Origin of the sequence: Streptomyces sp. NPDC093984 (assembly GCF_044764595.1) — a bacterium.
Lineage (GTDB): Bacteria > Actinomycetota > Actinomycetes > Streptomycetales > Streptomycetaceae > Streptomyces > Streptomyces cynarae.
In genome coordinates this window covers 1-21,722 of the sequence record NZ_JBIWIM010000034.1, presented here as the reverse complement: position 1 = coordinate 21,722, position 21,722 = coordinate 1, and the positions used below count along the sequence as shown (strand labels likewise).

24 protein-coding genes and 2 pseudogenes are annotated in these 21,722 nt (G+C 68.6%); 13 read left to right on the top strand and 13 right to left on the bottom strand.

The genetic code is table 11. The annotated features are described in order from the left end of the window. Positions 1-216: 216 nt before the first annotated feature. Both ACIRC0_RS38920 and ACIRC0_RS38915 read left to right on the top strand, forming a co-directional pair. Complete coding sequence (locus tag ACIRC0_RS38920; RefSeq protein ID WP_403626625.1) at positions 217-1,134, top strand: DUF6891 domain-containing protein; 918 nt, start codon at positions 217-219, stop codon at positions 1,132-1,134. A gap of 58 nt (positions 1,135-1,192) precedes the next feature. Then, positions 1,193-2,107 carry an IS982 family transposase gene (locus ACIRC0_RS38915; protein ID WP_403626622.1) on the top strand — a complete coding sequence of 305 codons (915 nt, stop codon included), beginning with the start codon at positions 1,193-1,195 and terminating at the stop codon, positions 2,105-2,107. Between the two features lie 13 nt (positions 2,108-2,120). Here the strand turns inward: ACIRC0_RS38915 and ACIRC0_RS38910 are convergent, their stop codons facing one another. After that, positions 2,121-2,519 (bottom strand): VOC family protein, encoded by a 399-nt coding sequence (locus ACIRC0_RS38910; RefSeq protein WP_403626619.1) that lies wholly within the window; start codon positions 2,517-2,519, stop codon positions 2,121-2,123. Between the two features lie 526 nt (positions 2,520-3,045). Here ACIRC0_RS38910 and ACIRC0_RS38905 point away from each other — a divergent pair. Both ACIRC0_RS38905 and ACIRC0_RS38900 read left to right on the top strand, forming a co-directional pair. Next, positions 3,046-3,234, top strand: a complete 189-nt coding sequence (locus ACIRC0_RS38905; RefSeq protein WP_403626616.1) for a hypothetical protein — start codon at positions 3,046-3,048, stop codon at positions 3,232-3,234. Between the two features lie 131 nt (positions 3,235-3,365). After that, positions 3,366-3,953 (top strand): hypothetical protein, encoded by a 588-nt coding sequence (locus ACIRC0_RS38900; RefSeq protein ID WP_403626613.1) that lies wholly within the window; start codon positions 3,366-3,368, stop codon positions 3,951-3,953. Positions 3,954-3,987: 34 nt separating this feature from the next. Here the strand turns inward: ACIRC0_RS38900 and ACIRC0_RS38895 are convergent, their stop codons facing one another. The 4 genes from ACIRC0_RS38895 to ACIRC0_RS38880 form a co-directional block, all read right to left on the bottom strand. After that, on the bottom strand, positions 3,988-5,016 hold the full coding sequence (locus tag ACIRC0_RS38895) for a TniQ family protein (RefSeq protein WP_403626610.1): 1,029 nt from the start codon (positions 5,014-5,016) through the stop codon (positions 3,988-3,990). 224 nt (positions 5,017-5,240) lie between these two features. Continuing rightward, positions 5,241-5,672, bottom strand: coding sequence for a hypothetical protein (locus ACIRC0_RS38890; protein ID WP_403626608.1), 432 nt, complete (start codon positions 5,670-5,672; stop codon positions 5,241-5,243). Positions 5,673-5,731: 59 nt separating this feature from the next. Beyond that, positions 5,732-6,193 carry a hypothetical protein gene (locus tag ACIRC0_RS38885; protein ID WP_403626605.1) on the bottom strand — a complete coding sequence of 154 codons (462 nt, stop codon included), beginning with the start codon at positions 6,191-6,193 and terminating at the stop codon, positions 5,732-5,734. A 1,075-nt stretch (positions 6,194-7,268) separates the two neighbouring features. Beyond that, positions 7,269-7,640, bottom strand: a complete 372-nt coding sequence (locus ACIRC0_RS38880) for a hypothetical protein (protein WP_403626602.1) — start codon at positions 7,638-7,640, stop codon at positions 7,269-7,271. Here ACIRC0_RS38880 and ACIRC0_RS38875 point away from each other — a divergent pair. Together ACIRC0_RS38875 and ACIRC0_RS38870 are read left to right on the top strand one after the other, a co-directional pair. Continuing rightward, the gene (locus ACIRC0_RS38875; RefSeq protein ID WP_403626600.1) at positions 7,630-7,932 is read left to right on the top strand and encodes a hypothetical protein; all 303 of its coding nucleotides are present in this window, start codon (positions 7,630-7,632) and stop codon (positions 7,930-7,932) included. The genes ACIRC0_RS38880 and ACIRC0_RS38875 overlap by 11 nt on opposite strands. A 608-nt stretch (positions 7,933-8,540) precedes the next feature. Continuing rightward, positions 8,541-9,495, top strand: a pseudogene (locus ACIRC0_RS38870) (IS481 family transposase). A gap of 289 nt (positions 9,496-9,784) precedes the next feature. On the opposite strand, the gene ACIRC0_RS38865 reads toward ACIRC0_RS38870, so the two are convergent. After that, positions 9,785-10,327 (bottom strand): nuclear transport factor 2 family protein, encoded by a 543-nt coding sequence (locus tag ACIRC0_RS38865; protein WP_365731577.1) that lies wholly within the window; start codon positions 10,325-10,327, stop codon positions 9,785-9,787. A gap of 265 nt (positions 10,328-10,592) precedes the next feature. On the opposite strand from ACIRC0_RS38865, the gene ACIRC0_RS38860 reads away from it, so the two are divergent. Further along, positions 10,593-10,862 carry a zinc-binding dehydrogenase gene (locus tag ACIRC0_RS38860; protein WP_403626597.1) on the top strand — a complete coding sequence of 90 codons (270 nt, stop codon included), beginning with the start codon at positions 10,593-10,595 and terminating at the stop codon, positions 10,860-10,862. A 61-nt stretch (positions 10,863-10,923) separates the two neighbouring features. On the opposite strand, the pseudogene ACIRC0_RS38855 reads toward ACIRC0_RS38860, so the two are convergent. The 4 genes and pseudogenes from ACIRC0_RS38855 to ACIRC0_RS38840 all read right to left on the bottom strand — a co-directional run. Next, positions 10,924-11,094 (bottom strand): annotated as a pseudogene (locus tag ACIRC0_RS38855) (transposase); the annotation flags it as partial. 251 nt (positions 11,095-11,345) lie between these two features. Further along, on the bottom strand, positions 11,346-12,197 hold the full coding sequence (locus ACIRC0_RS38850; protein WP_403626595.1) for an IS5 family transposase: 852 nt from the start codon (positions 12,195-12,197) through the stop codon (positions 11,346-11,348). 78 nt (positions 12,198-12,275) lie between these two features. Continuing rightward, the gene (locus ACIRC0_RS38845) at positions 12,276-13,157 is read right to left on the bottom strand and encodes a TIGR03620 family F420-dependent LLM class oxidoreductase (RefSeq protein ID WP_403626592.1); all 882 of its coding nucleotides are present in this window, start codon (positions 13,155-13,157) and stop codon (positions 12,276-12,278) included. Further along, complete coding sequence (locus ACIRC0_RS38840; RefSeq protein WP_403626589.1) at positions 13,154-14,080, bottom strand: NmrA/HSCARG family protein; 927 nt, start codon at positions 14,078-14,080, stop codon at positions 13,154-13,156. Before ACIRC0_RS38840 ends, ACIRC0_RS38845 begins: the two co-directional genes overlap by 4 nt. A 119-nt stretch (positions 14,081-14,199) precedes the next feature. On the opposite strand from ACIRC0_RS38840, the gene ACIRC0_RS38835 reads away from it, so the two are divergent. After that, positions 14,200-14,787: a TetR/AcrR family transcriptional regulator gene (locus tag ACIRC0_RS38835; RefSeq protein WP_403626586.1), complete on the top strand. Its 588-nt coding sequence runs from the start codon at positions 14,200-14,202 to the stop codon at positions 14,785-14,787. 74 nt (positions 14,788-14,861) lie between these two features. Here the strand turns inward: ACIRC0_RS38835 and ACIRC0_RS38830 are convergent, their stop codons facing one another. Next, positions 14,862-15,053, bottom strand: coding sequence for a DUF6207 family protein (locus ACIRC0_RS38830; RefSeq protein ID WP_403626583.1), 192 nt, complete (start codon positions 15,051-15,053; stop codon positions 14,862-14,864). A 438-nt stretch (positions 15,054-15,491) separates the two neighbouring features. On the opposite strand from ACIRC0_RS38830, the gene ACIRC0_RS38825 reads away from it, so the two are divergent. The 3 genes from ACIRC0_RS38825 (at position 15,492) to ACIRC0_RS38815 (ending at position 18,450) form a co-directional block, all read left to right on the top strand. Beyond that, positions 15,492-16,673, top strand: a complete 1,182-nt coding sequence (locus ACIRC0_RS38825; protein WP_403626579.1) for an MFS transporter — start codon at positions 15,492-15,494, stop codon at positions 16,671-16,673. A 385-nt stretch (positions 16,674-17,058) separates the two neighbouring features. Continuing rightward, complete coding sequence (locus tag ACIRC0_RS38820) at positions 17,059-17,775, top strand: hypothetical protein (RefSeq protein ID WP_403626576.1); 717 nt, start codon at positions 17,059-17,061, stop codon at positions 17,773-17,775. A gap of 282 nt (positions 17,776-18,057) precedes the next feature. Continuing rightward, positions 18,058-18,450, top strand: coding sequence for a hypothetical protein (locus ACIRC0_RS38815; RefSeq protein WP_403626573.1), 393 nt, complete (start codon positions 18,058-18,060; stop codon positions 18,448-18,450). A 277-nt stretch (positions 18,451-18,727) separates the two neighbouring features. Here ACIRC0_RS38815 and ACIRC0_RS38810 read toward each other — a convergent pair whose 3' ends face one another. Next, positions 18,728-19,531, bottom strand: coding sequence for an alpha/beta fold hydrolase (locus tag ACIRC0_RS38810; protein WP_403626570.1), 804 nt, complete (start codon positions 19,529-19,531; stop codon positions 18,728-18,730). Between the two features lie 479 nt (positions 19,532-20,010). Beyond that, complete coding sequence (locus ACIRC0_RS38805; RefSeq protein WP_403626567.1) at positions 20,011-20,913, bottom strand: NmrA family NAD(P)-binding protein; 903 nt, start codon at positions 20,911-20,913, stop codon at positions 20,011-20,013. Positions 20,914-21,084: 171 nt separating this feature from the next. Between ACIRC0_RS38805 and ACIRC0_RS38800 the strand changes: the two genes are divergently transcribed. Then, positions 21,085-21,243 carry a hypothetical protein gene (locus ACIRC0_RS38800; RefSeq protein WP_403626565.1) on the top strand — a complete coding sequence of 53 codons (159 nt, stop codon included), beginning with the start codon at positions 21,085-21,087 and terminating at the stop codon, positions 21,241-21,243. Between the two features lie 194 nt (positions 21,244-21,437). Continuing rightward, positions 21,438-21,722, top strand: a 285-nt coding sequence (locus ACIRC0_RS38795) for a transposase (protein WP_403626563.1), incomplete at its 3' end; no start/stop codon positions are given.

Here is a 21,722-nt window from a genome sequence, read left to right as displayed (position 1 = left end):
CCGTGGCCATCTCATCAGGTGTCACACCACCACAACGACGCCAGCCGGCAAGCAGACACGCCACCCACAGACAAACCTGACCAAGCCCTACTAGGGACTGTCGTCAAACCTCGGCGAAAGGCCGTGCAGTATCAGGGCTGGTCGAACGGTCGCAGCAGCGGTTGCGTCGCGGGTCCCGGGAGGTCTGCAGTCAGAGGGGTATGTCAGAGTCTGCGCATGCTCGAGATCGTGGTGAAGACGGAGAATTGGGAGCGGCACGTCCGTGTGTCCGCCGAGGAGCTGGGAGGGCTGGTCCGGCGGATCGGTGGTGACGGTGACCGGTTCTTGGTGGTCCAGCGGATACCCGACCTGCCTGATGTCTTCGCCCAGGTGTGGCACAAGGCCGGTGGTGGCTACACGCTGGAGTACCGCGACGGTGCTGTTGACCGGCAGTTCCAGGCGATGGTCGACGGGCCCGAGGTCGTGATTGCGGCGATTACCGGCTGGGCGCGCCAGGAGGCCGGATGGGACGGTGGTCTGGCTTGGTCGTTGCTGGACATGGGCCCCGCCCGGGAGATGCCGCCGCTCGACCTCGGCGAAGACGAGCGCGAGGAGTTGGAGAAGCGCGTCCGTCAGGTGCTGGTTGGCGGCTACGCCTCTCGCGCCGAACTGGCCGAGCTCGCTGAGGAGTACTTGGTCACCAATGACCGCCGGCCCGTCTCGCGCGAGCAGGCACAGTCCCTGGCTGACCGGCTGTGGCTGGAGCGGGTCGCGGAGCAGGCCAAGTGGCAGGGCGAGACGGACCCTGAGCGGCTGACCCGCGCGTTCACCGCCCTGCAGGATGCCGGTATCACGGCCCGCGAGAACTTCACCTGTTGCCGTAGTTGTGGCCAGTCCGAGATCGGTGGTGAAGGTGGGCCCGACGCCCGCGGCTTCGTCTACTTCCACACCCAGTGCACGGACTCTGCCGCAGCCGGCCACGGACTGACGCTCCTGTACGGCGGGTTCGATGGCTCGTCCGAGACCACTGCAGCCATTGGTCACGAGGTCGTGGCCGCGCTCGAAGCAGTCGGTCTCCACGCCGAGTGGGACCATGACCCCGGCCGGGCCATCACCGTCACCCCCCTGGACTGGCGCCGCCGCCTGGTCGGCTAGATGATCGATTCCAAGGAATCGGCTGCGCGCATGAGGCAAGGGAGACCAAAGTGCGGTTGTGACGCCAGACTTGGACTCCCTCGCCACCGCACTGTACGTGAAAACCGATGACGTACTGAAGGCATCGCCGCATCTCGCGCCGTGGCGACCGGCTGTCGGGATCACCCCCAAACTCACCGACGCCGAACTGGTCACCCTCGCGGTGATGCAGGCCATGCTCGGGTTCACCTCCGAGGCCAAGTGGCTCCGCCACGCCCGCGCTCACCTGCGGCATCTGTTCCCGTACCTGCCCCAGCAGCCCGGCTGCAACAAGCGCCTGCGCAAGGCCGTCGAGCTGCTCCGCCGGATCACCCGACTGCTGGCCACCGACACATCCGTGTGGAGCGACGACGTATGGATCGTGGACTCCACGCCCGTGGAATGCGGCCGCTCCCGCGAGACCGTCAAACCCTCCGAGCTGGCCGGATGGGCCGAGTACGGCTACTGCGCCAGCCACAGCCGCTTCTTTTGGGGCCTGTGCCTGCACCTGGTGTGCACGCTCCAGGGACTGCCCGTCGCCTTCGCCCTGACGGGAGCGCGAACCGACGAGCGCGAGACGCTGCTGGACCTGCTCGACGCCGAACCGGAACTCGTCGCCACCCGGCCGGGACAGACCTTGATCGGCGACAGGAACTACTTCGGCCGCGACTTCGAGCACCAGCTGGCCGGGCACGGCATCCGGCTGCTGCGGCCGACCCGCAAGGGCGAACCGGAGCGGCCCGGAGCCGAGCTGTTCAAACCACTGCGGCAGGTCATCGAGTCGGTCAACGAGACCTTCAAGGGCCAGCTCGACCTGGAACGGCAACACGGCCGCACACCCGCCGGCGTCGTCGCCCGCGTCATCCAGCGCATCCTCACACTGACCACCGCCATCTGGCACAACGACCGGAGCGGACAGCCCGTCCTGCGCTCACTGACCGCCTACGACCACTAACCCTTGGGACTGATCATGAGTTGGATGGTGCCAGGGTGCGCAGGACATCGAACTCGTTGCCCTCGGGATCGGCCATGACCACCCAGCTCCGGCCGGAGCCCTGGCCCACGTCCACCTTGGCTGCGCCCAGGCCGAGCAGCCTGGCCACCTCGTCGTCGGTACTGCCGTCGATCGGGCTGACGTCGAGGTGGAGCCGGTTCTTCACAGTCTTGCCCTCGGGCACCCGGATGAACACCAGAGTGGGCGGCATCTGGCGGGCCCGGACCTCTTCGACGGTCGGCTCCCAGGAGCCGATCTCGACCTTGCCCTCGCTCCGGTCGATCACCTTGAAACCCAGGACAGCGCACCAGAAGGCCCCGAGCCGCTCCGGATCATGGCAGTCGACAACCAACTCAGTGAACCTACTGGTCATTACTCCCCCAGACAGTGCGGACGGGGGCTCAGCCTATGGGGCCGCGCCACCCCTCCGGTCCGGAATCGCTACGACCACCAACCCTTGGAATCGATCATCTAGCGGAAGCGGAGGGATGGACTACGCGCGTTGTAGGCAAACAGTGCGATGCCACGCGACATCCGTGCGCCTTCGCGCCGGACCCCGCGCGGTGGGGCGCCAGCCAGGTGGGGAGCATCTTCTCGGCCATCGCCTGATCGTGAGAGGTCATCATGCGTTCCACCCGCTCCACCGCGCCGTCCGCGCTGCTCCTCTGCCTGCTGCTGGCCGGCTGTTCATCCGCCTAGTCGAGCGGTGGCTCGGCATCCTCAGGAGCGGGAAGCCTCCGCAGCGGGCCCCTCAGTAACGGCCTCAGCCAGCGAGGCGTCCGTGCAACGGATCCCGTCGGAGCCGGACCGCAAAAGACGTACTCCGTCCAGCAGCAGCCCCCGGAGGGCAGCTGCCACTACCGCTACGAGAACGGGGAACCGCTTCCGGACCCAAGTGCATGCCGGGTGCCACCTCTCCAGCCGTCACGCAGGCAAATCTGAAGTCGACGATCTGCCGCAAGGGCGGCTACACCGGCGGCGTCCGCCCCCTCGTGCTCACCGGCGAGGTCGAACGTGTAGATCAGGAACTCAAAGTGAAACAGCGGCATTTGGTGCCGCCAAGGGAACGGCGTGCCGATGGGCCGTGATGCGTCCGCCCTGGGCCTTGTTCTCGTTGACGGCGACCCAGGCGATCTCCCGCTGTTGGCGGGCAGGTGGGTGCACCCCTTCCCGGTTTCGCCCGGCAAGGGGCACCCTGCCCCCGTTCAAGGAGACCCTCATGCTGGTCCGTGAAGTCTCGTTCACCGTCGACCTCGGCGAAAACGGCTATCGCATCGGCTTCACCGACGACTACGAGTATCCAGCCGAGATGCCCTTCGGCTGGCGCTGTGGCCCGGCCACCGACGAAGGCGCCGTCGTCCTGACCACCACCGACACCGGCCCCCTGCAGATGACCATCCAGGTCCACGACGCCCCGCCGGCGCCCGAGACCAGCGGCGAGTGGGAGCCCGCGGAGGAAATCAGCCTGCGGGCGGACGAGCCCACCCTCTACCTCGCCACTCTCGAGCAGGGCGACATCCTGAACGCGTGGCCGGAGGAGGAGCCTGTCCTCGAGGTCCCGCCCACCCCGGACGGCCAGGGCTGGGTGCGGATGCGCTTGTACTGCCACGCCGACGACCCCGAACCCGGCATCGGTGACCACGGAGAACGCCACCTCGTCCAATTGTGGCGCGCCCCCGAGACGCCCCCTGTCCACCCCGATATCACCGAGGCAGACCGCCAGGTGCGCGCCGACTACGCGGCGAACATGGCCATGCCTGTCGAGGACTACGCCGCCACGTACACGCACACGTACCACGGTGAATGAATTAGACCGACACAGGACGTGCCGTCGCAGCAGGTCAGACCTCACCGGACGTCAGAGGCTTTCCGTAGACCCAGCTCAGGCAAGAGCCGGCCTGGAACAGTCCGGGCTCAGCCGGCCAGCGGTGGGCGTCGGGCAACCGCGCCCAGCGGCCTTCCGCGCCGACGCCCTCCCCGGCGGCAGCCGCGCGGTGGCCGCGCCCGTGCGGGACGGCAGTGTGCTGAGCGAGCCAGCGGGCGAGCGGCACGCCCTCGCGCCGGGGCCCAAGCACCCGAGCGAGGCCGGGCACCTTAAGCTTCTCGGCAACCTGCTCGAGCCAAACGTGCGAGTTGGCGCCGGGGCGGTGCCGACGCTGCTCCCAGGCCCACATGGCCTCGGCGAGCGCGATGGTCTCGGGGTAGACGACCGCGGGCGCGGTCTTCCGGCGGCCCTTGGGCATGCCGAGCGCGTCTTCCCTGCGCAGCCAAGTGTCGCCGCCGACCTGGCGACGGTGAACCCACCACCACAACGCGACCTGGTGAGCGTCGGCGACGAGCGCGTCACCCGCCGGGCCGAGCCGGTGCACAAGGGCCCGGTGCCGCAGCAACGCGCGGGCCAGGTCCGGCAGTGGCGTCGTGTCGACGAGGTAGCCGCCTAGGTCGCCGATCAGCCAGCGGCGCCCGCACCCGCACGGTGTCCACCGGCGCCCGAAGGAGACCAGCCAGGCGCCTTCTTCCATACACAGCGGGCAGCCGGGCAGCGGTGTCTGCCCGGCATTGCGCGGCCAGGCAGCGGTTCGGACCAGGGGTGTGTCGTCTTGCAGGAGGTGCCCGGTGCGCAAATGGGGAAGTGCGCGGGCCAGCTGGTCTACCGGGCGGCGGACCAGATCGGCGAGCAGGCGCAAGCTCGCGGGCGATACGTACACCTCCGCGGCCGCCGTCCGCAGAGCGGGTGTCCGGGTGCGGCGCCCAGGCTGCAGGGCACGCAGCAGCTCGCTGTGCGTGAGGGCGTTGGCGGCCGCCGTCCGAGCCAGGTAGGAGGCCGTGGTCTCTCCGGCGATCAGCGGCACCCGCAACGGGACGTCCACGGAGCCGGAGTGTTCCACGCCGCGGGCCCGAGGGCGGGGCGGCACGGGAACGGTTCGCTCGGTTGGCCTCAAGCTGGCACCGCCATGCCCAGGTGGGCCTTGACTGACCACGGTGTCCGGAGGCCCGGGCATATTGCCCCGGGCCACCCGACCCTGCTGCGCCATGTGGCGTCGGTGAGCTCTTGTTCGTCAGGGCCCAGGACTAGACCCTGTGCAGGGGGTGATCAGTTGTAGTAGAGCCACACGTCGGCGTAGACGCTGGCCCCTCCGCTCGGACGGGCGAGCACCATCCCGGTGAAGTTGCCTCGGAAATACTTCCAGGGGCTGCACGTCTTATGCTTCGGCCCGTAGTAGTTCGGGCTTTTCCATTTGATCCCCGAACTGGCGTGCAGGTACAGGTTGTAGCCGTCCTTGAGGTGTGATCCCCATGCGTTGTAGCAGATCTGAGCCGAGTGGTTCGCCCACATGATCGGCGTCTGCTTGTTGCCGCCTCCGGCGTAGGAGTGGATTCGAAACGGACCGGAGGCCGAACCCTGTACGGTCGGCTGCGCGGCCTGCGCTTGGGCGAGCGGCGAGACACCCGTACCTGTGATGCTGGCCGTGAGTGCCAGTGCCGCTCCTGCGGCTGCAATGGTGGCCCGCTTGCGTGCGTTCACGGTTTGTCCTTTCTGCCACATGGGCTACGTGTTTCTTCTGGCGCCTACGCCACGGAAGGTCAGGGGGCGCCGAACGCCCCGACTTCGGTGGTGTGCGCCTTGCCGACCGACGTGAGGACGAACCGCAGCGGCTGGCCGTCCCGGTAGCCGCCCACGTTCTGGACGTAGTTCATCGTCCAGTCGCAGGGCTGAGCACCGCTGTCTCCGATCCACTTGTGTGTCTCGATGTTGTAGATCCGCAGCCGTGCCTTGCTGTGGTCGCCTCCGTTCCAGCAACGGAAGGCGCCGATGACCCGTGCCGAGTGGGCGTCGAACGACCTGGACACCCACTTCTTGTCGTGCTGGTTGAGGTAGGAAGCGGTGATCTTCGTGGGCCCCCAGAGATGATGCCAGCCGGCCGCCTGACTGCTGTGATCCGCGCCTTGCGCTGGCGCCACCGGGACGGCGGCGGCCTCGGCGGTTCCTGCGCCGATCGTCAGCGCGACGGCGGCTGCAGCAATGACCTTGCGCGCACTTGTCATGGGATGCCTCCCGTTCTTCGGCCATGGAGCGTTGAGCGCGGCATCGGATGGACCAAGCCGCTCCGTGCAACCGAGGCTGCGGCCGGAGCACTCTCCGGATCCAGCGTCCGGAGCCCAGTGGAGGAATCATGGGACGTCTCGCGCTCTGACCTGCGAAGAGGGAGCGTTCGATGGCGGTGTTGCGGGACACCGCCAGACGGGGATCTACTGTGCGGTGCCACAACCGAGCCCACCGGCCTGGTTCAAACCGCCCGCCCCGGCACCCGGAACCGGAGCAGACGAGCGGGTAGAGGCCGATGCTGTCGGCGTTCCGACGTCCCAGGTTCGCCCACAAGGCCGTAGTGACGAGATGGCGAAGGCCGATGCATTCGGGCATCGACCTTCGCCTGTCATCGGCGCGCCGGCGTGAGCAGGTTGCTGGGCGCCGGGTGCCGAGGTTGAGGCGCAAGGACGCGTGTAAAGGTCTGGGAACTCCTCCGTGCGGGCGTCCAGGATGCGCATCACTCCAAAGGCACACGCTGTCAGCCCGATAAGCAATGCCATGGCTCGCACAGCGAAAGTCATCATGACCGGCAAGGACAGGTCGAGCCGGTAACGATCGCCGTGTGGCCGGGGTGGCTCGAAGCGACGCCGATGCAGCTTCCGCATACCAAGCTGCTTGAGGATGAGCTTCTGCTCTTTGGTCAGGCGGTCGAGGCCGGAGGACCTGGTGCGCCGCTGCGGCGGGTTGGCGGCTGGGCTGCCCGCAGACGGCGGTGGTAGGGCGGGCGGCCGGCTGTCGCCGGGCCCGGATCGCTCTCTTGCGGGTACCGCCCCTGCCGCTGCGGGTGTCAGCACGGACTGAGCTGAGCTGAGCATGTGCTTTGATGCAGGGGGCGTATCAAACCCTGGCAGCTCACGGGAGCTGAGTCTGCCGTGCTCGTCGACCGCCTGGGCGACGATCTCGTTGAAAGCCTGGTGCAGTTCCTGCTTGCGCAACAACTCCGACAGCTGCACATCGGCACGGAACGCCTCTTCCTCTGTCTGACGCAGCCGGTCGTTCGTCCGAGCGAGTTCCTGCTCCAGGTGTTCGGCCTCACGCCTGGCGCGCTGGTGACGTTCCTCGGCCTGCGCGGCGAATTTTTCGAACTGGGCCTGCTGCTCCTGAAGCGCGCGCTGCCTGCTCCCTCACCGACTGGGCCTCTGCGCGTACCGCCTCGGTCTCCGCCCACGCCGCGTCCGCTTCCTGACGCGCGGCGTCCGCCTCGGACCGTACCGACCGAGTCTCCGCCTGCACCGTCTTCGCCTGCTGCCGCCACCTCTCCAACACCTCCTGCTCCAGTGCCGCCACCTTCGCCGACAACTCCGCCACTGACTGTTCCAGGAGCTCTTTGTCCTCCTGCTGCTGTAGCTGCTGCCCTTCCGCCTTCTTCAGCGTCCGCCGCAGCACGGCCAGCGTGCGCTGCAACCGCCGCACACGCGCCTTCGAACGAGCCTGGTCGGATTCGCGGACCGCTGCACTTGCGGGCGCCGGCATCAGCAGCGTCGGCAGCCTTGCCGCCTCCCTCGCCGGCGCTCCCTGGGGCGTCGTACTCGCCGTCGCGGTCACCGGCCTGGTCACCGTGCTCGTGCAGTCCGTCATCCAGGGCACCATTCCGCAGGACTCCGCTGACCGCCTCGCCTGGTGGCAGACCTACTGGACCCACCGACACCAGTCCAGCCGCCCGAACACCCCACCCGAACAGCGCCCGCCGGCTTGACGAAGCAGCGCCGTTCCGGAGGACCGGCTTCGCGGCGGTCGGCGGACGTACGGGTCGGCTTGCTCCGGCAAGCAACAGCCGTCCGTGGTACAGCGACGAGCGTCTCCCGCGGCGGCCGATGCGGCGCCGAGGCGTCTGTGCTTCACAGCTCTGACGATCGGCGCGTGTCCGTGCGAGCGGACAGTTGGAGGGAAGGGCTGGAGTCGCTCGGTGTCCTCTCCAGACCTTGCCGAGGCAGCCAAGAACCTCGTCGGTAGAACCGTCGCCGACTATGGGCCCCGCCGAGAGCCCTACTTCACTTGGCACCGAAACAACATCGCCATCTGCTGACCTTGTCATGGTCGGGCACAGGCGCCGCTGATGAGGCCGCCGCGCGTCGGTTCGCAGACTGAGAATCGACGCGCGGCGGTGTGTCCGCCTCCGCCTGACCCTCTTGCTCTGGAGGGAGGCTTGAGGGTGTTGGTAGTACGTCTCATCTCCGGGGATCAACCGCACTAGGTGTGCTGTCCCGGGACGTTGGTGACACGCGGGCTGGGTGCTTGAACGGGTGAGGGCCTTCTGGGTTCGGTGTGGATTGCGACATCTACGCCCGACCGCAGGAGGCCCTCGTGTCCCACCGTAATGCGCCGCTGACCCCGACGGGCAGGCTGCGTCTGGCCCGGTGTGTCGTGGACGACGGCTGGCCGTTGCGACGAGCCGCGGAACGGTTCCAGGTCAGCCACACCGCCGCCGCACGCTGGGCGGGCCGTTACCGGCTGCACGGTGAGGCCGGGATGCAGGACCGCTCCAGCCGTCCGCACCGCCAGCCCCGCCGGACACCGGCCCGGGTGGAAGAACACGTCGTGCGCCTGCGGCAAGAGCACCGCATCGGCCCGCTGCGACTGGCCGCCCGGTGCGGCATCGCCGCCTCCACCGCCCACCGCATCCTGGTCCGCCACCAGCTGCCCGTCCTGGCCACCCTGGACCGGGCCACCGGCGAACCCGTGCGCCGCTACGAACGCTCCCGGCCCGGCGAACTGATCCACATCGACGTCAAGAAACTCGGCCGCATCCCCGACGGCGGTGGGCACCGCACCCAGGGCCGCGCCGAAGGCTGACGCAACCGGACCGGGACCGGCTACGCCTACCTGCACACCGCCCTGGACGACCACTCCCGCCTCGCCTACACCGAAGACCTCCCCGACGAGACAGCGGCAACCTGCGCCGGCTTCCTCACCCGCGCCACCGCCTGGTTCGCCGCCCACGGCATCACCGTCGAACGCGTGCTGACCGACAACGCCTGGGCCTGTACCAAGAACACCTGGCGCCAGACCTGCCACCAGCTGGGCATCAGCCCCCCGCTGGACACGTCCCTGGCGGTCACAGACCAACGGCAAGGTCGAACGCTTCCACCGCACCCTGCTGGAGGAATGGGCCTACATCCGGCCCTACACCTCAGACACCCAACGGCAGGCAGCGTTTCCCGACTGGCTGGACTGGTACAACTACCACCGACCCCACACCGGCATCAACGGCCACACACCAGCCAGCCGCGTCACCAACCTGTCCGGGCAGCACACCTAGGGCCTGTTCTGAGTTCAGATCACTGATGGGTTGCTTCGGCTCCCGGGAGGCTTCCGGCTGCTGCAAGAACGATCTGTGACGCGTGGTGATGTGACTGATGCCGATAATGGGAGTTGATCGAGCCGCATCTGCCGTTGGGCGAACCGGGTCGATCCCTGACCTGCGCAGCTACCTACTTCAATGCGGTGATGTGGAGGTTGCGTACGGGGAGCCCTGGCGCGACGTTTCGCGCCGGTACGGATGCTGGTCGACGATCTACGACCGGTTCCGGGTTCGAGGGGATTGACCTTCACGGTTCGACATCGAGGCGGGGCGACGTCAGCTGGTTGAGGGGGACCCTGCCGTCCAGTACGTCCAACGGTGTGGTGACCACGGGCAGGCGCCGGACGATGTCGTCGTTCAGCAACTGCGTCTGCGCGAGCACCGCCGTTTGATCCCAGTAGATGTGCTCGCTCCGCACACGCGGGCCTCGGAAGTCCACGACGGCGATGACGGGTATACGGACCTGCTGCCCGGTGGGTGCCAATCCAGGCAGAATCCAGGGCACCTCGATGTCGTGGGTGAACGACACGATCATTTCGTCTACGAGGCTGTCGTCTCCCACCGTGCGGGATATCGAACGCACAGTGAAATCGTCCGGGTTCCGTCCAATGAACCAGCGTGCGTAGAAGTCCTTGACGCCGTCGTACCCACTACCGCCCATGGCGGTCGGCACATGGACGACGATGGGGTCGTCGTCCATCGTGGCCATCGTAGCCTCCACGTCCTGCGCCACGAACTCGCCGGCGGTGTGGGCTTCCCAGATACGCTCCATCGTTGCGCGATCAGCCATGCCTGCTCCTGACAGTAGGCGTCTCGGCTGTGCGGGTGTCTCGGGTCTCGGGATAGCCATACGCCGCTGCCCATTGCGCCGCATCCCCTTCTTCTGGACGCGAGGAAGACACCGCAGATTCAGGATAGGCAGGTGTGGGTCCGCGCGCACTCTTCGGCGTTTACTGCCTGCGGGACCCGGACCTCGGCCCGTTCCACCTCGTGCTCGACGGCGTCGCCGGCCCGCTGCTCGCATACGCCGTACGCCTGCTCGCGCCGACGGGACCGTGGTCGTCTACGGCGGCCACAACGTCCCGACCGAGCTGCGCCTGCGGGACTTCGCGATGCGGGGCTACAACGCCAGGGTGCAAGGCTTCATCAGCGAACACCCGGAGGAGACCAAGGGCGAGGACCTGGCGATCCTCGCCTCCCTGGTGGCCGACGGCCGGCTGCGACCGGTGATCGGCAGGGTCGACGACTGGTCCCGTACCCCGGACGTCTTCGACGCCTGGGCCGAGCGCGAGTTCAGAGGCAAGGCCGTGCTGCTGCGCAGCTGACCCGCCCGCCGGGCGGACGCCGATCCGGGCGGAGTCCAAGACCGGATCCGGATTCGCGGCTCCGGTCCAGTTGGGCGGCGGCGGAGAAAGACCGCAGCCGCAGGCGGCGGGGCTCCCACAGCCGGGCTCTTCCGGTGAGGGCGAGTATCGGCATCCAGGCCAGCAGCTCCAAGGCGAGCTGGACGATCTCCAGCCAGATCTGGTTGTGCGTGGCATCGTGCAGGGGCAGGTTGGTGCAGATTGTCTCCACCAACAACACGGCCCCGGCCTGCGAGACAACCTCGCGGCCGTCGCCCTCGACGCGGACACACGCGGGTACAACCCGGTACGCTTCGTCACCTGGCAAGTGCCTATAGACGGTGCGGGAACAAGGGCCTCGACAATCCTCATTCTCGCTGTTCAGAGGCACTTTTAGCTTATTTGATCACCTGTCGGACAGCCTGCTTCGTGAAAGCGCGCGGTTAGGGCCACCGAGGTTAGGTGTCATCTCAGGCGACGTGCAGTTGGGCGGCTCGGCCACCGGTAGAGCTTTCTTGCACGTCGAATTAAGGCGCGCATGGTGACGAACGCGGCGGCGAGGTAGAGGTAGAAGTCGACTACTCGGCCATCGCGTTCGAAGCGGCGGCGCATCTTGCCGTAGCCGTTCATCCAGGATTGGGTGCGTTCAACCACCCAGCGCATGCCGACATGGATCGGAGCGGGCACGCCCTTACGGGCGATCTCGCCGATGAGGCCGTGGTCGTCGAGGATCCGGCGGCTGGGCTTGCCGTCGTAGGCCGAATCAAGATGCACGGTGGCATTGGTGGGCAGGTTCCCGACCTGGTGCTTGGCGGCTTCGATGGTCGGTTCGAGCAGGACCGAGTCGTGCCGGTTGGCGCCGGCTGAGACGAGGCCGAGCGGTATCCCGCCGCCGTCGACCAGGGTGGAACGCTTGAGCCCTTGCTTGGCCTGGTCGACTGGCGACGGCCCTGCCTTGTCGCCCTTGCATGGGGCCTTGGTGTGACAGCCGTCGACGGACAGCCCGTACAGCTCCAGGCCGATCATCTTGTCGTACGCGATCAGTGAGATGCGGTGCAGTTCGTGTGCCAGTCCCAGGTTGCTCCACTCTTTGAGCCTGCTGCGGATGGTCCAGTCCGAGCAGTCGGCGGTGGCGACTCGTTCGTATCCGGAGCCGTGTACCAGTGCTTCGACAACCAGCCCGAACACCACCCTGTCTGGAACGCGCCGACGGTGGCAGCCCAGCGGATGCGTGGGGTCGAACTCGGGTCGCTCGGGCAGGAGAGCCGAGAACTGTTCCCAGAGAGGCTCAAAGAGAGATGACGGCACGGAGGGCAAGGCATCTCCTCGGCTTGCTCGGCGAACAGTGCGGCGAGAACAGCAGAGCCGCGCCTGTTCGCCACGTTCCCGGGCCGGTCAGGGCAGCAGGTGTACTGCGAGTTGCTCCCACTGCTGTATGGGCGGGGTGTGGGGTGTGGTGGTGAGGAAGTGGAGGCTGACGTGGTCGGCCCCGGCGTCAAGGTGCTCATGGACGCGGCGGGCGATGTCCTCGGCGGTGCCGTGCGCCACGAGCGCGTCGACGAGTCGGTCGTCGAGCGCGTCCACGTTTTCGTACCCGTGGCCTGAGAGCAGGGTGCGGCGGTTGGGCAGGGCAGCTGCTGCCGTGGTGCGAGCCAGCGCGGCGGTGTGTGAGCGGTCCGGGCCCAGCACGCACAGCTGGGTGACGGCCAGGAGCCCGGCGGGTCCGAGCACTGCTCTGGAGTTGCGGGTGTGTTCGACCGGCATGCCCAACGGGTTTGCACCCCAAGCTCGTTCGGCGGCAAGTGCGAGCATGCCGGGGTCCAGAGCCGTGAGCACACGGTGGGGCGAGGGGCCCGTGGCCGGTGGCCCGAATGGGGCGGTGTCCAGCGCGTCGAGGTAGGCGCGCATGGCGGGCAGTGGGGGGCCGAAGCGGTGGCCGCGGACATCTTCGGCGAGGCTGGGGTGGCTGTCCCACAGGCCGAGTAAGAAACGTCCGGGGAATGCCTCCTCAAGGGTGCGCTGTGCGGCGGCGGTCGTCACCGGGTCGCGCGCGTAGATGTCCGTGCTGCCCGCTGCCACCACGATCCGGCGGGTCTGCGACAGCAGGATCCCGGCCTGCGCCATCGCTTCCCGCCCCGCTGTCTCGGGGAACCACAAGGTGCCGAAGCCGAGCTCCTCGATCGTGGTCACGGCCTCGCGGACACCGGCAGCCGGGCAGCTGTCGAGTTCGCCGGCCCAGATGCCGATGCGCCCAAGGTGGGGCCTCTGACCGCTCACGCGTTCTGTCCCTCTGCATCCTGGGCGTGCAGGAATGCCGTGATCTGGGCTGCACCGGTTCGCTCCAGCCAGGTGCGGAAGTCCATCGCGGCGGGGTGGATCCGTCGCGTGGCGGTGATGTCGGCGCGGTAACCGCGCTCGTTCAGCCACTCGTGGGCGAATGCGAACTGCTCGCTGACGGCGCGGATCGTTTCTATCGGAATCTGGGCGTACGGAAGCGGGCGCCCGATTGCCGTCTCGATGTGCGTGGCGATCTGGGCCGGGGTCAGTTCGTCGCCAGCCAAGGCCATGGCTCGCCCGATCCACTCCTGGGGCCGGGAGAAGGCCAGCGCGGTGACAAAACCGACGTCGTCCACGGCCATGATCTGCAGCGGAACGTCGGGGGCGATACCTGAGACCAGGTTGCCGCCTTGCAGGGCGTATTCACCGGCGTAGTTCTCCATGAAGGACACCGGCCGCAGAATCGTGGCGGGCAGGCCGAGCTCCGCGAGGTGCTGCTCGATCCGCCACTTGCTGATCAGGTTCTCGGGCAACGCCTCACGCCCGTGGCGGTCCGCGCCGGCGACCGAGCTGAAGACAAGGTGCCTGATGCCGGCGGTTTGGGCGGCCTCGGCGATGTTCATTCCCCAGCGGACCTCGTCCTCGGCGGAGAAGTCCGCCGCCGTACCGGGAGACCCCACCGTGGGCTGGACGCTGAACAGCCCGTAGGCGCCTTCGGCAGCGTCGACGAGAGAGGAGATGTCCTCCATCTCCGCGCGTACGATCTGCGCGCCGGCGCTCGCCAGGGCCTTGGCCGGCGCGCCGTCCGGATTGCGCGTGAGGGCGCGCACCTGCCAGCCACCGTCGAGCAGATGCCTGGTCACTGCCCGGCCCTGCAGGCCGGTCGCGCCCGTCACGACGATGGATTTGTCCGTCGGTTCCACTGTCTCTCCTGGATGCGCACGCACCGGGGAGGGCCACGCCCGTAACTGGGGTGGCCCTCCGGTTAATGCTCGATACGATATGGAGGACCACCCCGGTTAGCAAGCGGTCAGGAGCTCCCGTGTCCCAAGACGCCACCGTGCCGTCCTCGCCCAGGCGTCCCATGCGCGCCGACGCGCGGCGCAACTACGAACGGATCCTGGCCGCCGCCGGGGCCGCCATTGCCCAGCACGGCGTTGAAGCCTCCTTGGAGGAGATCGCGCGCCATGCCGGGGTCGGCTCAGCCACACTGCACCGACACTTCCCATCCCGGCAGGCGCTGTTGGAGGCCGTCTTCAAAGACCGGGTGGAGACCCTCTGCGCCAAGGCACGCGACCTCGCGACCGAGCCTGACCGGGAAGCCGCGCTCGTCACCTGGCTTCGCGCCGTCGGGGCACACGCCGTAACCAACAGGGGCCTGGGGGCGGCCCTGATGCCTGGTGCCGGCGATCCGACGCTCGGGGACACCTGCCACACGCTCATCATGAACGCCGGCAGCGAACTACTCGCGCGCGCTCAGCAAGCGCACGCCGTACGCCCCGAGGTCACCATCACCCAACTGCTCAAACTGGTCGGAGCCATTGCGCTGGCCACCGAACACGACAGTGACGGCGCGGCCGAAACCGACCGCCTGCTGACACTCGTCATCGACGGGGTGCGCCAGCACTGATGGCGCATGGCAGGCCAGGACCAGTAGAGCATTTCCATCGCCATGGAGTCCCTGGGCTTCCGCAACCCTCGGGCCTATCCTCGGTCGCTCTTAGTCTTTGGCCATGCTGCTGATCCACGGCGGGGAAGCCGTAGCTGACGCCAGCGCGCGGCGAGCGACTCCTGAACCGCGGACGCCGTCTCATCATCTGCGGCCGCGACCTCCACCACGGCCAGACCCGGCCTTGCCACCTGCGCCTCACGAACCCGCCTCGTGCCCGGGACCACGCGAGAGTCGGTTGGCAGGCGACGCGAACGGTGGGCGGCAGGGGCGAAGCTCTGGACGTCGTCCGGGTCTGCCGGAAGGAGGCCGCCCCCGGTCGGCGACCGCTGCCCGTGCTGCTCGTGCGGGCGCGTGCGCCGTCACGCCCTGTCGTGGCCGCCGTCGGACCTGACGCCAGGCGTGAGGTTTCCCGCCTTGCACACCGGCATATAGGAGCATATGCTCGTATCAATGTCTCGTCCGTTGCCCGGCTGACCCGGCGGTGGTCCGCTGCCTCATCTGCGGTGCGCTACTCGCGGCTGTCGCGCCCGCTCAGCGAAGGCCGCCTCGCCTGATCCCTCGGGTGGACCGTCGTCGTCCACACGGGGCCGGTGCTGAGCAACGGCCCGCCAAGAATCCGTCTTGACACCGAACCGCTACACGTTTTGTGGAGATCTTTCGTCGTGTACCGATCACTCCTCGTCCTGTCCGTCGCGATGTTCGCCATCGGTACCGACAGTTTCGTCATCGCCGGCATCCTGCCGGACGCCGCGCACTCCCTTGGCGTCGGCGTCGGCACCGCGGGTTGGCTGATCACCGCTTACGCCTTCTCCTACGCGGTCCTCGGCCCGGTCATGGCAGCGCTCACCACGCGCTGGCCGCGTCGCACGCTGTTCCTCACCGGGCTCGGCATCTTCGTCGTGGGCAACCTGCTCACGGCTTTGGTGCCCGTCTTCGGCGTGGCCCTGGCCTCGCGTGCGGTCGCAGGACTCGGCGGGGCCATGGTCAGCCCCGCTGCCGTGGCCGCGGCCGCCGCGCTCGCGCCGCCGGATAAGCGGGGACGGGCCATTTCCACCGTTCTGGCCGGCCTCAGCGCGGCGACCGCATTGGGTGCCCCCATCGGCACGGCGATCGGCAGCCTCACCGGCAACTGGCGTGTGACCATGCTGTTCGTCTCCGCCCTGGGCGTCCTCGCCGCCGCGGGAGTTGCCCTGCTGCTTCCCAAGATCCCCAACCCGCCGCTGGTCGCACTGCGTGCCCGCCTCGCGCCGCTCGGGGATCGCCGTGTCGGGATGACCCTGCTGACGACCCTCCTCGTCTTCACCGGCCTGTTCACCGTCTACTCCTACATCGCGGAGAGCCTGGACCGCGCCACCGGCGGCAGCGGCACCACCCTCGCGGTTCTGCTGTTCGTCTGGGGCGTGGCGTCCACCGTCGGGACGCTCGGATCGGGTGCTCTGGTCGACCGGCTCGGCGCCCGGCGCATCATCAACATTGCTCTCCTGGTGCTCGGCATCGACTTCCTGCTGCTGCCCTGGTCCAGCGCGAATCTGGCCACCTCGATCGTGGCGCTCGTCGTGTGGGGCGTGTGCGGTTGGGGCCTTCTGACGCCGCAGACGCACCGCCTGATCGAGGCCATGCCGGCCGCGGCGCCCATGCTCACCGGCCTGAACACCGCCACCACCTACGTCGGTGTCTCCATCGCGCCGCTGATCGGGCAGGCCGGAATCAGCTGGGTCGGTGCGCACCGGCTCGGTCCCATCGGCGCCCTGCTCATCGCGCTGAGCCTCGTCGCTGCCGAGACGGCGCACTTGGTCATCCGTCGCCACCGAGCGCACGACACGGCCGCGGCACACGCGCCGTAAGTCCCGCGGCGGCCGAGCGACGGGCGGCCGCCACGCTCCCAGGCCCTGACGGCGTGTGCCGGCTGGCGACGAGGACGGAGCGGCACCCGGGCTTCGCCGGTGATCCGCTCACCGCCGTGGCCGGTGCGCGAGTCGAGCTGGATCGGGCGGCCAGGGCCGGTACGCGCTGAAGCCGCGAGCCCTCGACGGGGCCAGCGGCCCCGTCGGGTCGCCGCGCACTCCACCGGCAGGTGCTCCGACACGCAAGTCGTCGAATCTCCGCGGCGGCCGGGGCGCCCGGGCCGCCGCGCGGCGGCGAATTCCTCCTCAGCTGGGCCCGACGGGCCGGACGCCCGGTCATGGCCGCACCACCACCGGTCATATGTCAGAACTGAAAGGACATGACATGAGTAATCTCGTCACCGAAGTGAGCGAGGCGCACGGCGGCCTGGCGCGCTACAACCAGTTCACCTCGGCCACCGCGCATATTCGGGTCGGTGGGTCGCTGTGGACCCTGAAGGGGCGGGAGGGGATTCTGCGTCACACGGCCGTCCGGCTCGACCTGCACCAGCAGCGCGTCAGCCACTACCCCTTCACCGCGTCGAACCTGCGCACGTCCTTCACCCCGCAGCGGGTGGCCATCGAGACCGAGGCGGGGGAGGTGAGGGCCGAGCGGCACGACCCTCGTGCTTCGTTCCCCTCCGACGTGCGCGCTCCCTGGGACGATCTGCAGGTCGCCTACTTCGCCGGGTACGCCATGTGGACCTACCTCACCACTCCGTTCTCGTTCACCGCGCCGGGGGTGAAGACCGTGGAGCTGCCTCCTGTCACCGAGGACGGTGAGAGCTGGAGGCGTCTGCAGGTCACCTTCCCCGACCACATCGCGACGCACTGCCCGCAGCAGACCTTCTACTTCGACGCGAACGGACTGCTGCGCAGGCACGATTACACGCCCGAGGTCATCAACGCGGGAGCTGCGGCACACTACGTCGCCGAGTACCGGGAGTTCGACGGCATCATGGTTCCGACCAAGCGGCGCGTCTACCGGCGCGGAGACGACGGCACCGTGTTCCGTGACATGGAACTCGTCACCATCGACGTCGACAGCGTCCTGTTCATCTGACACACCCTTGGCGGAAGGCCGGCTTTCGCGGATGACCCGACCGGGCGCCGGCGGGTCGCCGATCGCGGCGCGCCGCACGGCCATCCGCCGTCCCGCCGGCGGCGTGGCCGCCCGCGCCAGCTGAGCGAACGCCTGCCGGCAGTCCTGAATCACCCCGCGGCGCCCGCGATCGGCGCATGCCGGCTGCGGAAGAGCCGCGAAGCGCGGGCAGCGACGCCGGCGGTCCCCAGCGGGGCGGCAACGCAGGGAAACACCTCGTATCGACACCTTTGGAGCCATGCCGTGCACCAGCATCCCCGCCACGCCGTGAGCCGGAGCGGCGGCATGCCGGTCCGGGCATGGCTGCAGCCCGTCCTGATCGCCCTCGTCATCGTCTCGGTCTTCATCGGTTGTTACATCGGGTTCCGGCGCGACCCTCAGCCCCACGGCCTGCCGATCGCGGTCTCCGGTAGCCGCCTGCCGGAGCAGGTGCAGCACGGGCTCGGCGATGCCGTCGACGTACACACCGTCGACACCCCCGCCGACGCCCGTCTCGCGCTCGACCGGCACGACGTGGTCGGCGCCCTGAGCCGGTCCCATGCCGGGGCCGTACTGCCTCTGGACGTGGCGGGCGCCGACGGCGCACTCGGACCGCAGTGGCACCCTGCGCACTGCTGTGACGGTTTCGGGGCATGAGCCGGCGCACCGCTTCGGGCCGACACCGGCCCGCCGATCGCCGGCACGACGCCGACGCCCGCGGCCACCGCCGCGCCGCACCCGGCCAGGTCACGCCCGGCCTGCTTGGTGGCGGAGTGGACATGCCGTGTTCTCCACGGCGTGTGCCCCGTCGGCCTTTACGAGCCGTGCTCGTTTCGGCGGGCATGGCAATCAGTCGCAGCAGGCCGGGGTGTCCGGGGATGCGACGGCACCGGACACCCGGACCTGTTCGCGGCGAAGGTTCGACAGCCGCTGCTTATCCCTGGGAGCTGGACAGGGCGGCGGCCCGGTACGGGGCCAGGAACGCCGTGAGGGCGGTCAGCATCTCCTGGGGCGCTTCCTCGGCGACCCAGTGGCCGCTGCCCGCAATGACCAGGGCCTGTACGTCGTCCGCGGCCAGCCTCATCGTCGTGGCGACTCCCTGTCCGACGCTCTCGGCCCCGCCGATCGCCAGGACCGGCATGGTCAGGTGCCGCTTCACGCGTTCGGCGTTCTGCGCGAACGTCGTGTCGAGGTCGCGGTACCACCCGAAGCTGCCGCGCAGTGCGTGCTGGTGCGAGGTGAGGGATCGGATGTAGTAGCGCGTGGCATACGCGGGCAGCTTCCGTGAGGCCTTCGTCTCCAGTTGCCAGCCGAAGTAGATGTCCTCCCGACCCGCCACGAGAAGTTCGTTGACCTGCTCCAGCCTGTTGAAGGGGAAGTGCCAGAGCATGTTGTTGGCCTGGGAGGAACCGAGGAGGGGCGGTGACGCCGTCACACCGGGGATCACGGCTTCGGCGACCGCGAGCCGGTCGACTCGGCTCGGGTGGTCGGCGGCGAGCGCGTAGCCGATCGGCATGCCGGTGTCATGGCCCACCACCGCGAAGCGGTCGTGTCCGAGGGCGTCCATCAGCGCCGCCAGGTCGGCGGCGAGGGTGCCGGTGTCGTATCCGCTGCGGGGCTTGTCGGTCAGTCCGATGCCGCGCTGGTCGACGGCGATGACGGTGTAGTTCCGCGCCAGCTCCGGCATCAGCAGGCGCCAGGCGTACCAGTTCTGCGGCCAGCCGTGCACCAGGAGCAACGGCGGTCCTTCACCACCGATCACCGCGTGCTGACGTATTCCGTTGGCTTGAATGAGCCGGCTCGTGAAGATGCGCTCGAACCTCCGGGGGAGTCCCGGAACGCCGGAGACGGAGCCGAAGCCATGAGCGGTTCGGTGCGGGGCTGCGGCGGCGGGCAGTGCGGAGGCGCCGACGAGCCCGACACCGGCCGCGACAGCAGCAGCGCCACCCACGAAGGCCCGGCGTGAGAACCCCCGCCCCTCATGGCGCGGCGTCGTGTCGTGACCTTCCGGGGACGGCGGTTGCGCCGGGGAAGCGTTCATGGATGTTCCTTTCGATGTCAGTCACGGAGCCCGAGACCTCGGCGCGTGTGGAGACGCGACGGTATGCGCCCTCCCCGCAGCCATGGGATGAAGGCGGGGCGCCGGCCCCGACACCGCCAGACCCTGCCGCCCGTGGGCCACCACACCTGGCGGAGGCCCACAGAACGTTGACGGAATCAGCCGAGGTAGAAGTCCTTGCGGGCGGCCACGAACTCCTCGACCGACTGCGGGGGGACACCCGTCACACCTTCGACGTCTTCCGAGGTGCGGTCGTATCGGTTCTCCTGGTGCAGACGCGCCATGGTGACGATGTGCTGCTCGATGTGCGTGGGCAGGCCCATCTTCGACAGCCCCTCGGCGTGCCAGTGATCCAGCGGCACGTCGGTGTACGACACCTCGCGACCGAGCGCGCGGCTGAACTCCTGGGCCAACTCGTTCATGTCCACGGAGCGCGGTCCGGTGAGCTCGTACACGGCACCGATGTGCGCGGCCGGATCGCGGAGCACGGTGGCGACCACTCGCGCCACGTCCTCGACCGCCACCGGCGAGGTCCGTCCGGTGCCGAACGGCAGCGCGATGGTCCCGTTCTCCCGGATGGTGCGCGCCGCAAGGGTAGTGAACAGCGGGTTGTCCAGGAAGGACGTGGGCCGGACATGGACCACCGGCAGCCCGGACCAGTTGAGCACCTGCTCGGCCAGCCAGTGCAGCCGCTGCTGGTGCGACTCCTCCGTGCTCGTCGCGGTCATCTGCGACACCGTCATCTGAGACAGGCCCACCAGTGCTTCCAGCCGGCCGTAGTCACGTGCCACGCTGGCCACCACGGTCGCCGCCAGGAGGTGGTCGGTCGAGACAGGCATCGCGAAGTACATCCGGGTGGCGCCCTCGAGCGCGGCCGCCACGGTTTCCGGCCGGGTCAGGTCGCCGATCACGACCTCAGCACCGAGCGCGCGCAGCGTGTCCGCACGTTCGTCATCGCGACGCACCATCGCGCGCACCGGCACGTCCTGTGCACGAAGCTGCTCCAGGACCAGGCGGCCCACGCCGCCGATCCCGGTCATGAGAACAAGATTGCCGGCCATTGATCAAGCTCCTTATGAATTGAGGACAGACCGAGACATGTAGGACTTCACGCGCGACGGCACGGTGACGTCACTTGCTGTGAAGCGGGGAGGCCGTCCGTGCTTGCGATGGTTGTGCGGGCACGGTCGTCCCTTCTCGCGCCAGCAGTAGGAGCATATGCTCTTAAATGCGTGCCTGCAAGGACGGCGCTCGACGACCTCACCCAGGTGATCGCGGCTCTCCGACGCGGCGACATCACTCCCGTGATCGCCGCGGAACTCTTGCTCGCCGGCATCGCCGAGGCCCTGTGCCTGGCCGAGTCCGGCACAGTCAACGGCAAGGTCGCCTGATCCCGTGACCTACGGGCCACATACCGGCGACACCACCCCCGCCCCGCCTCCCGAACCGAAAAGTCCCGTCCCTGACGGATCAGGTGAGCTGACCCCGGTTTCGTGGAGTCCCTGAAGCCAGGCTTATGACCCTGGCCCGAAGGAGAACCACGAGCAGTGCCAGCGCCACGTAAGTACCCGGACGAGCTCCGTCAGTGGGTCGTCCGCGAGGTCCTGCCACCGGCCGTCCGATCGCGCATGTCGCGAAGGACCTGGGCATCCACAAGGAGGCCCTGCGCGGCTGGGTCCGCCAAGTCGAGGCGGACACCGGCGAACGCGACGACCGGCTGACCACCGCCGAGCGGGAAGAGCTGGAGCAACTCCGCCGGGAGAACGCGGAGTTGCGGCGGGCGAACGAGACATCCCATGCGCCGTTGGTGTCAAGCGGCCTGGCTGTCAGGGACGGTTGTCGGGTTCGGGAAGGCTATTGCCTCGCTATA

Bases quoted from the DNA above. Each gene is read 5' to 3' on its own strand.
- ACIRC0_RS38900 (WP_403626613.1), top strand. From the start codon at position 3,366: ATGCTGGTCCGTGAAGTCTCGTTCACCGTCGACCTCGGCGAAAACGGC.
- ACIRC0_RS38905 (WP_403626616.1), top strand. From the start codon at position 3,046: ATGCCGGGTGCCACCTCTCCAGCCGTCACGCAGGCAAATCTGAAGTCG.
- ACIRC0_RS38820 (WP_403626576.1), top strand. From the start codon at position 17,059: ATGAGTAATCTCGTCACCGAAGTGAGCGAGGCGCACGGCGGCCTGGCG.
- ACIRC0_RS38805 (WP_403626567.1), bottom strand. From the start codon at position 20,913: ATGGCCGGCAATCTTGTTCTCATGACCGGGATCGGCGGCGTGGGCCGC.
- ACIRC0_RS38910 (WP_403626619.1), bottom strand. From the start codon at position 2,519: ATGACCAGTAGGTTCACTGAGTTGGTTGTCGACTGCCATGATCCGGAG.
- ACIRC0_RS38865 (WP_365731577.1), bottom strand. From the start codon at position 10,327: ATGGCTGATCGCGCAACGATGGAGCGTATCTGGGAAGCCCACACCGCC.
- ACIRC0_RS38920 (WP_403626625.1), top strand. From the start codon at position 217: ATGCTCGAGATCGTGGTGAAGACGGAGAATTGGGAGCGGCACGTCCGT.
- ACIRC0_RS38885 (WP_403626605.1), bottom strand. From the start codon at position 6,193: ATGACAAGTGCGCGCAAGGTCATTGCTGCAGCCGCCGTCGCGCTGACG.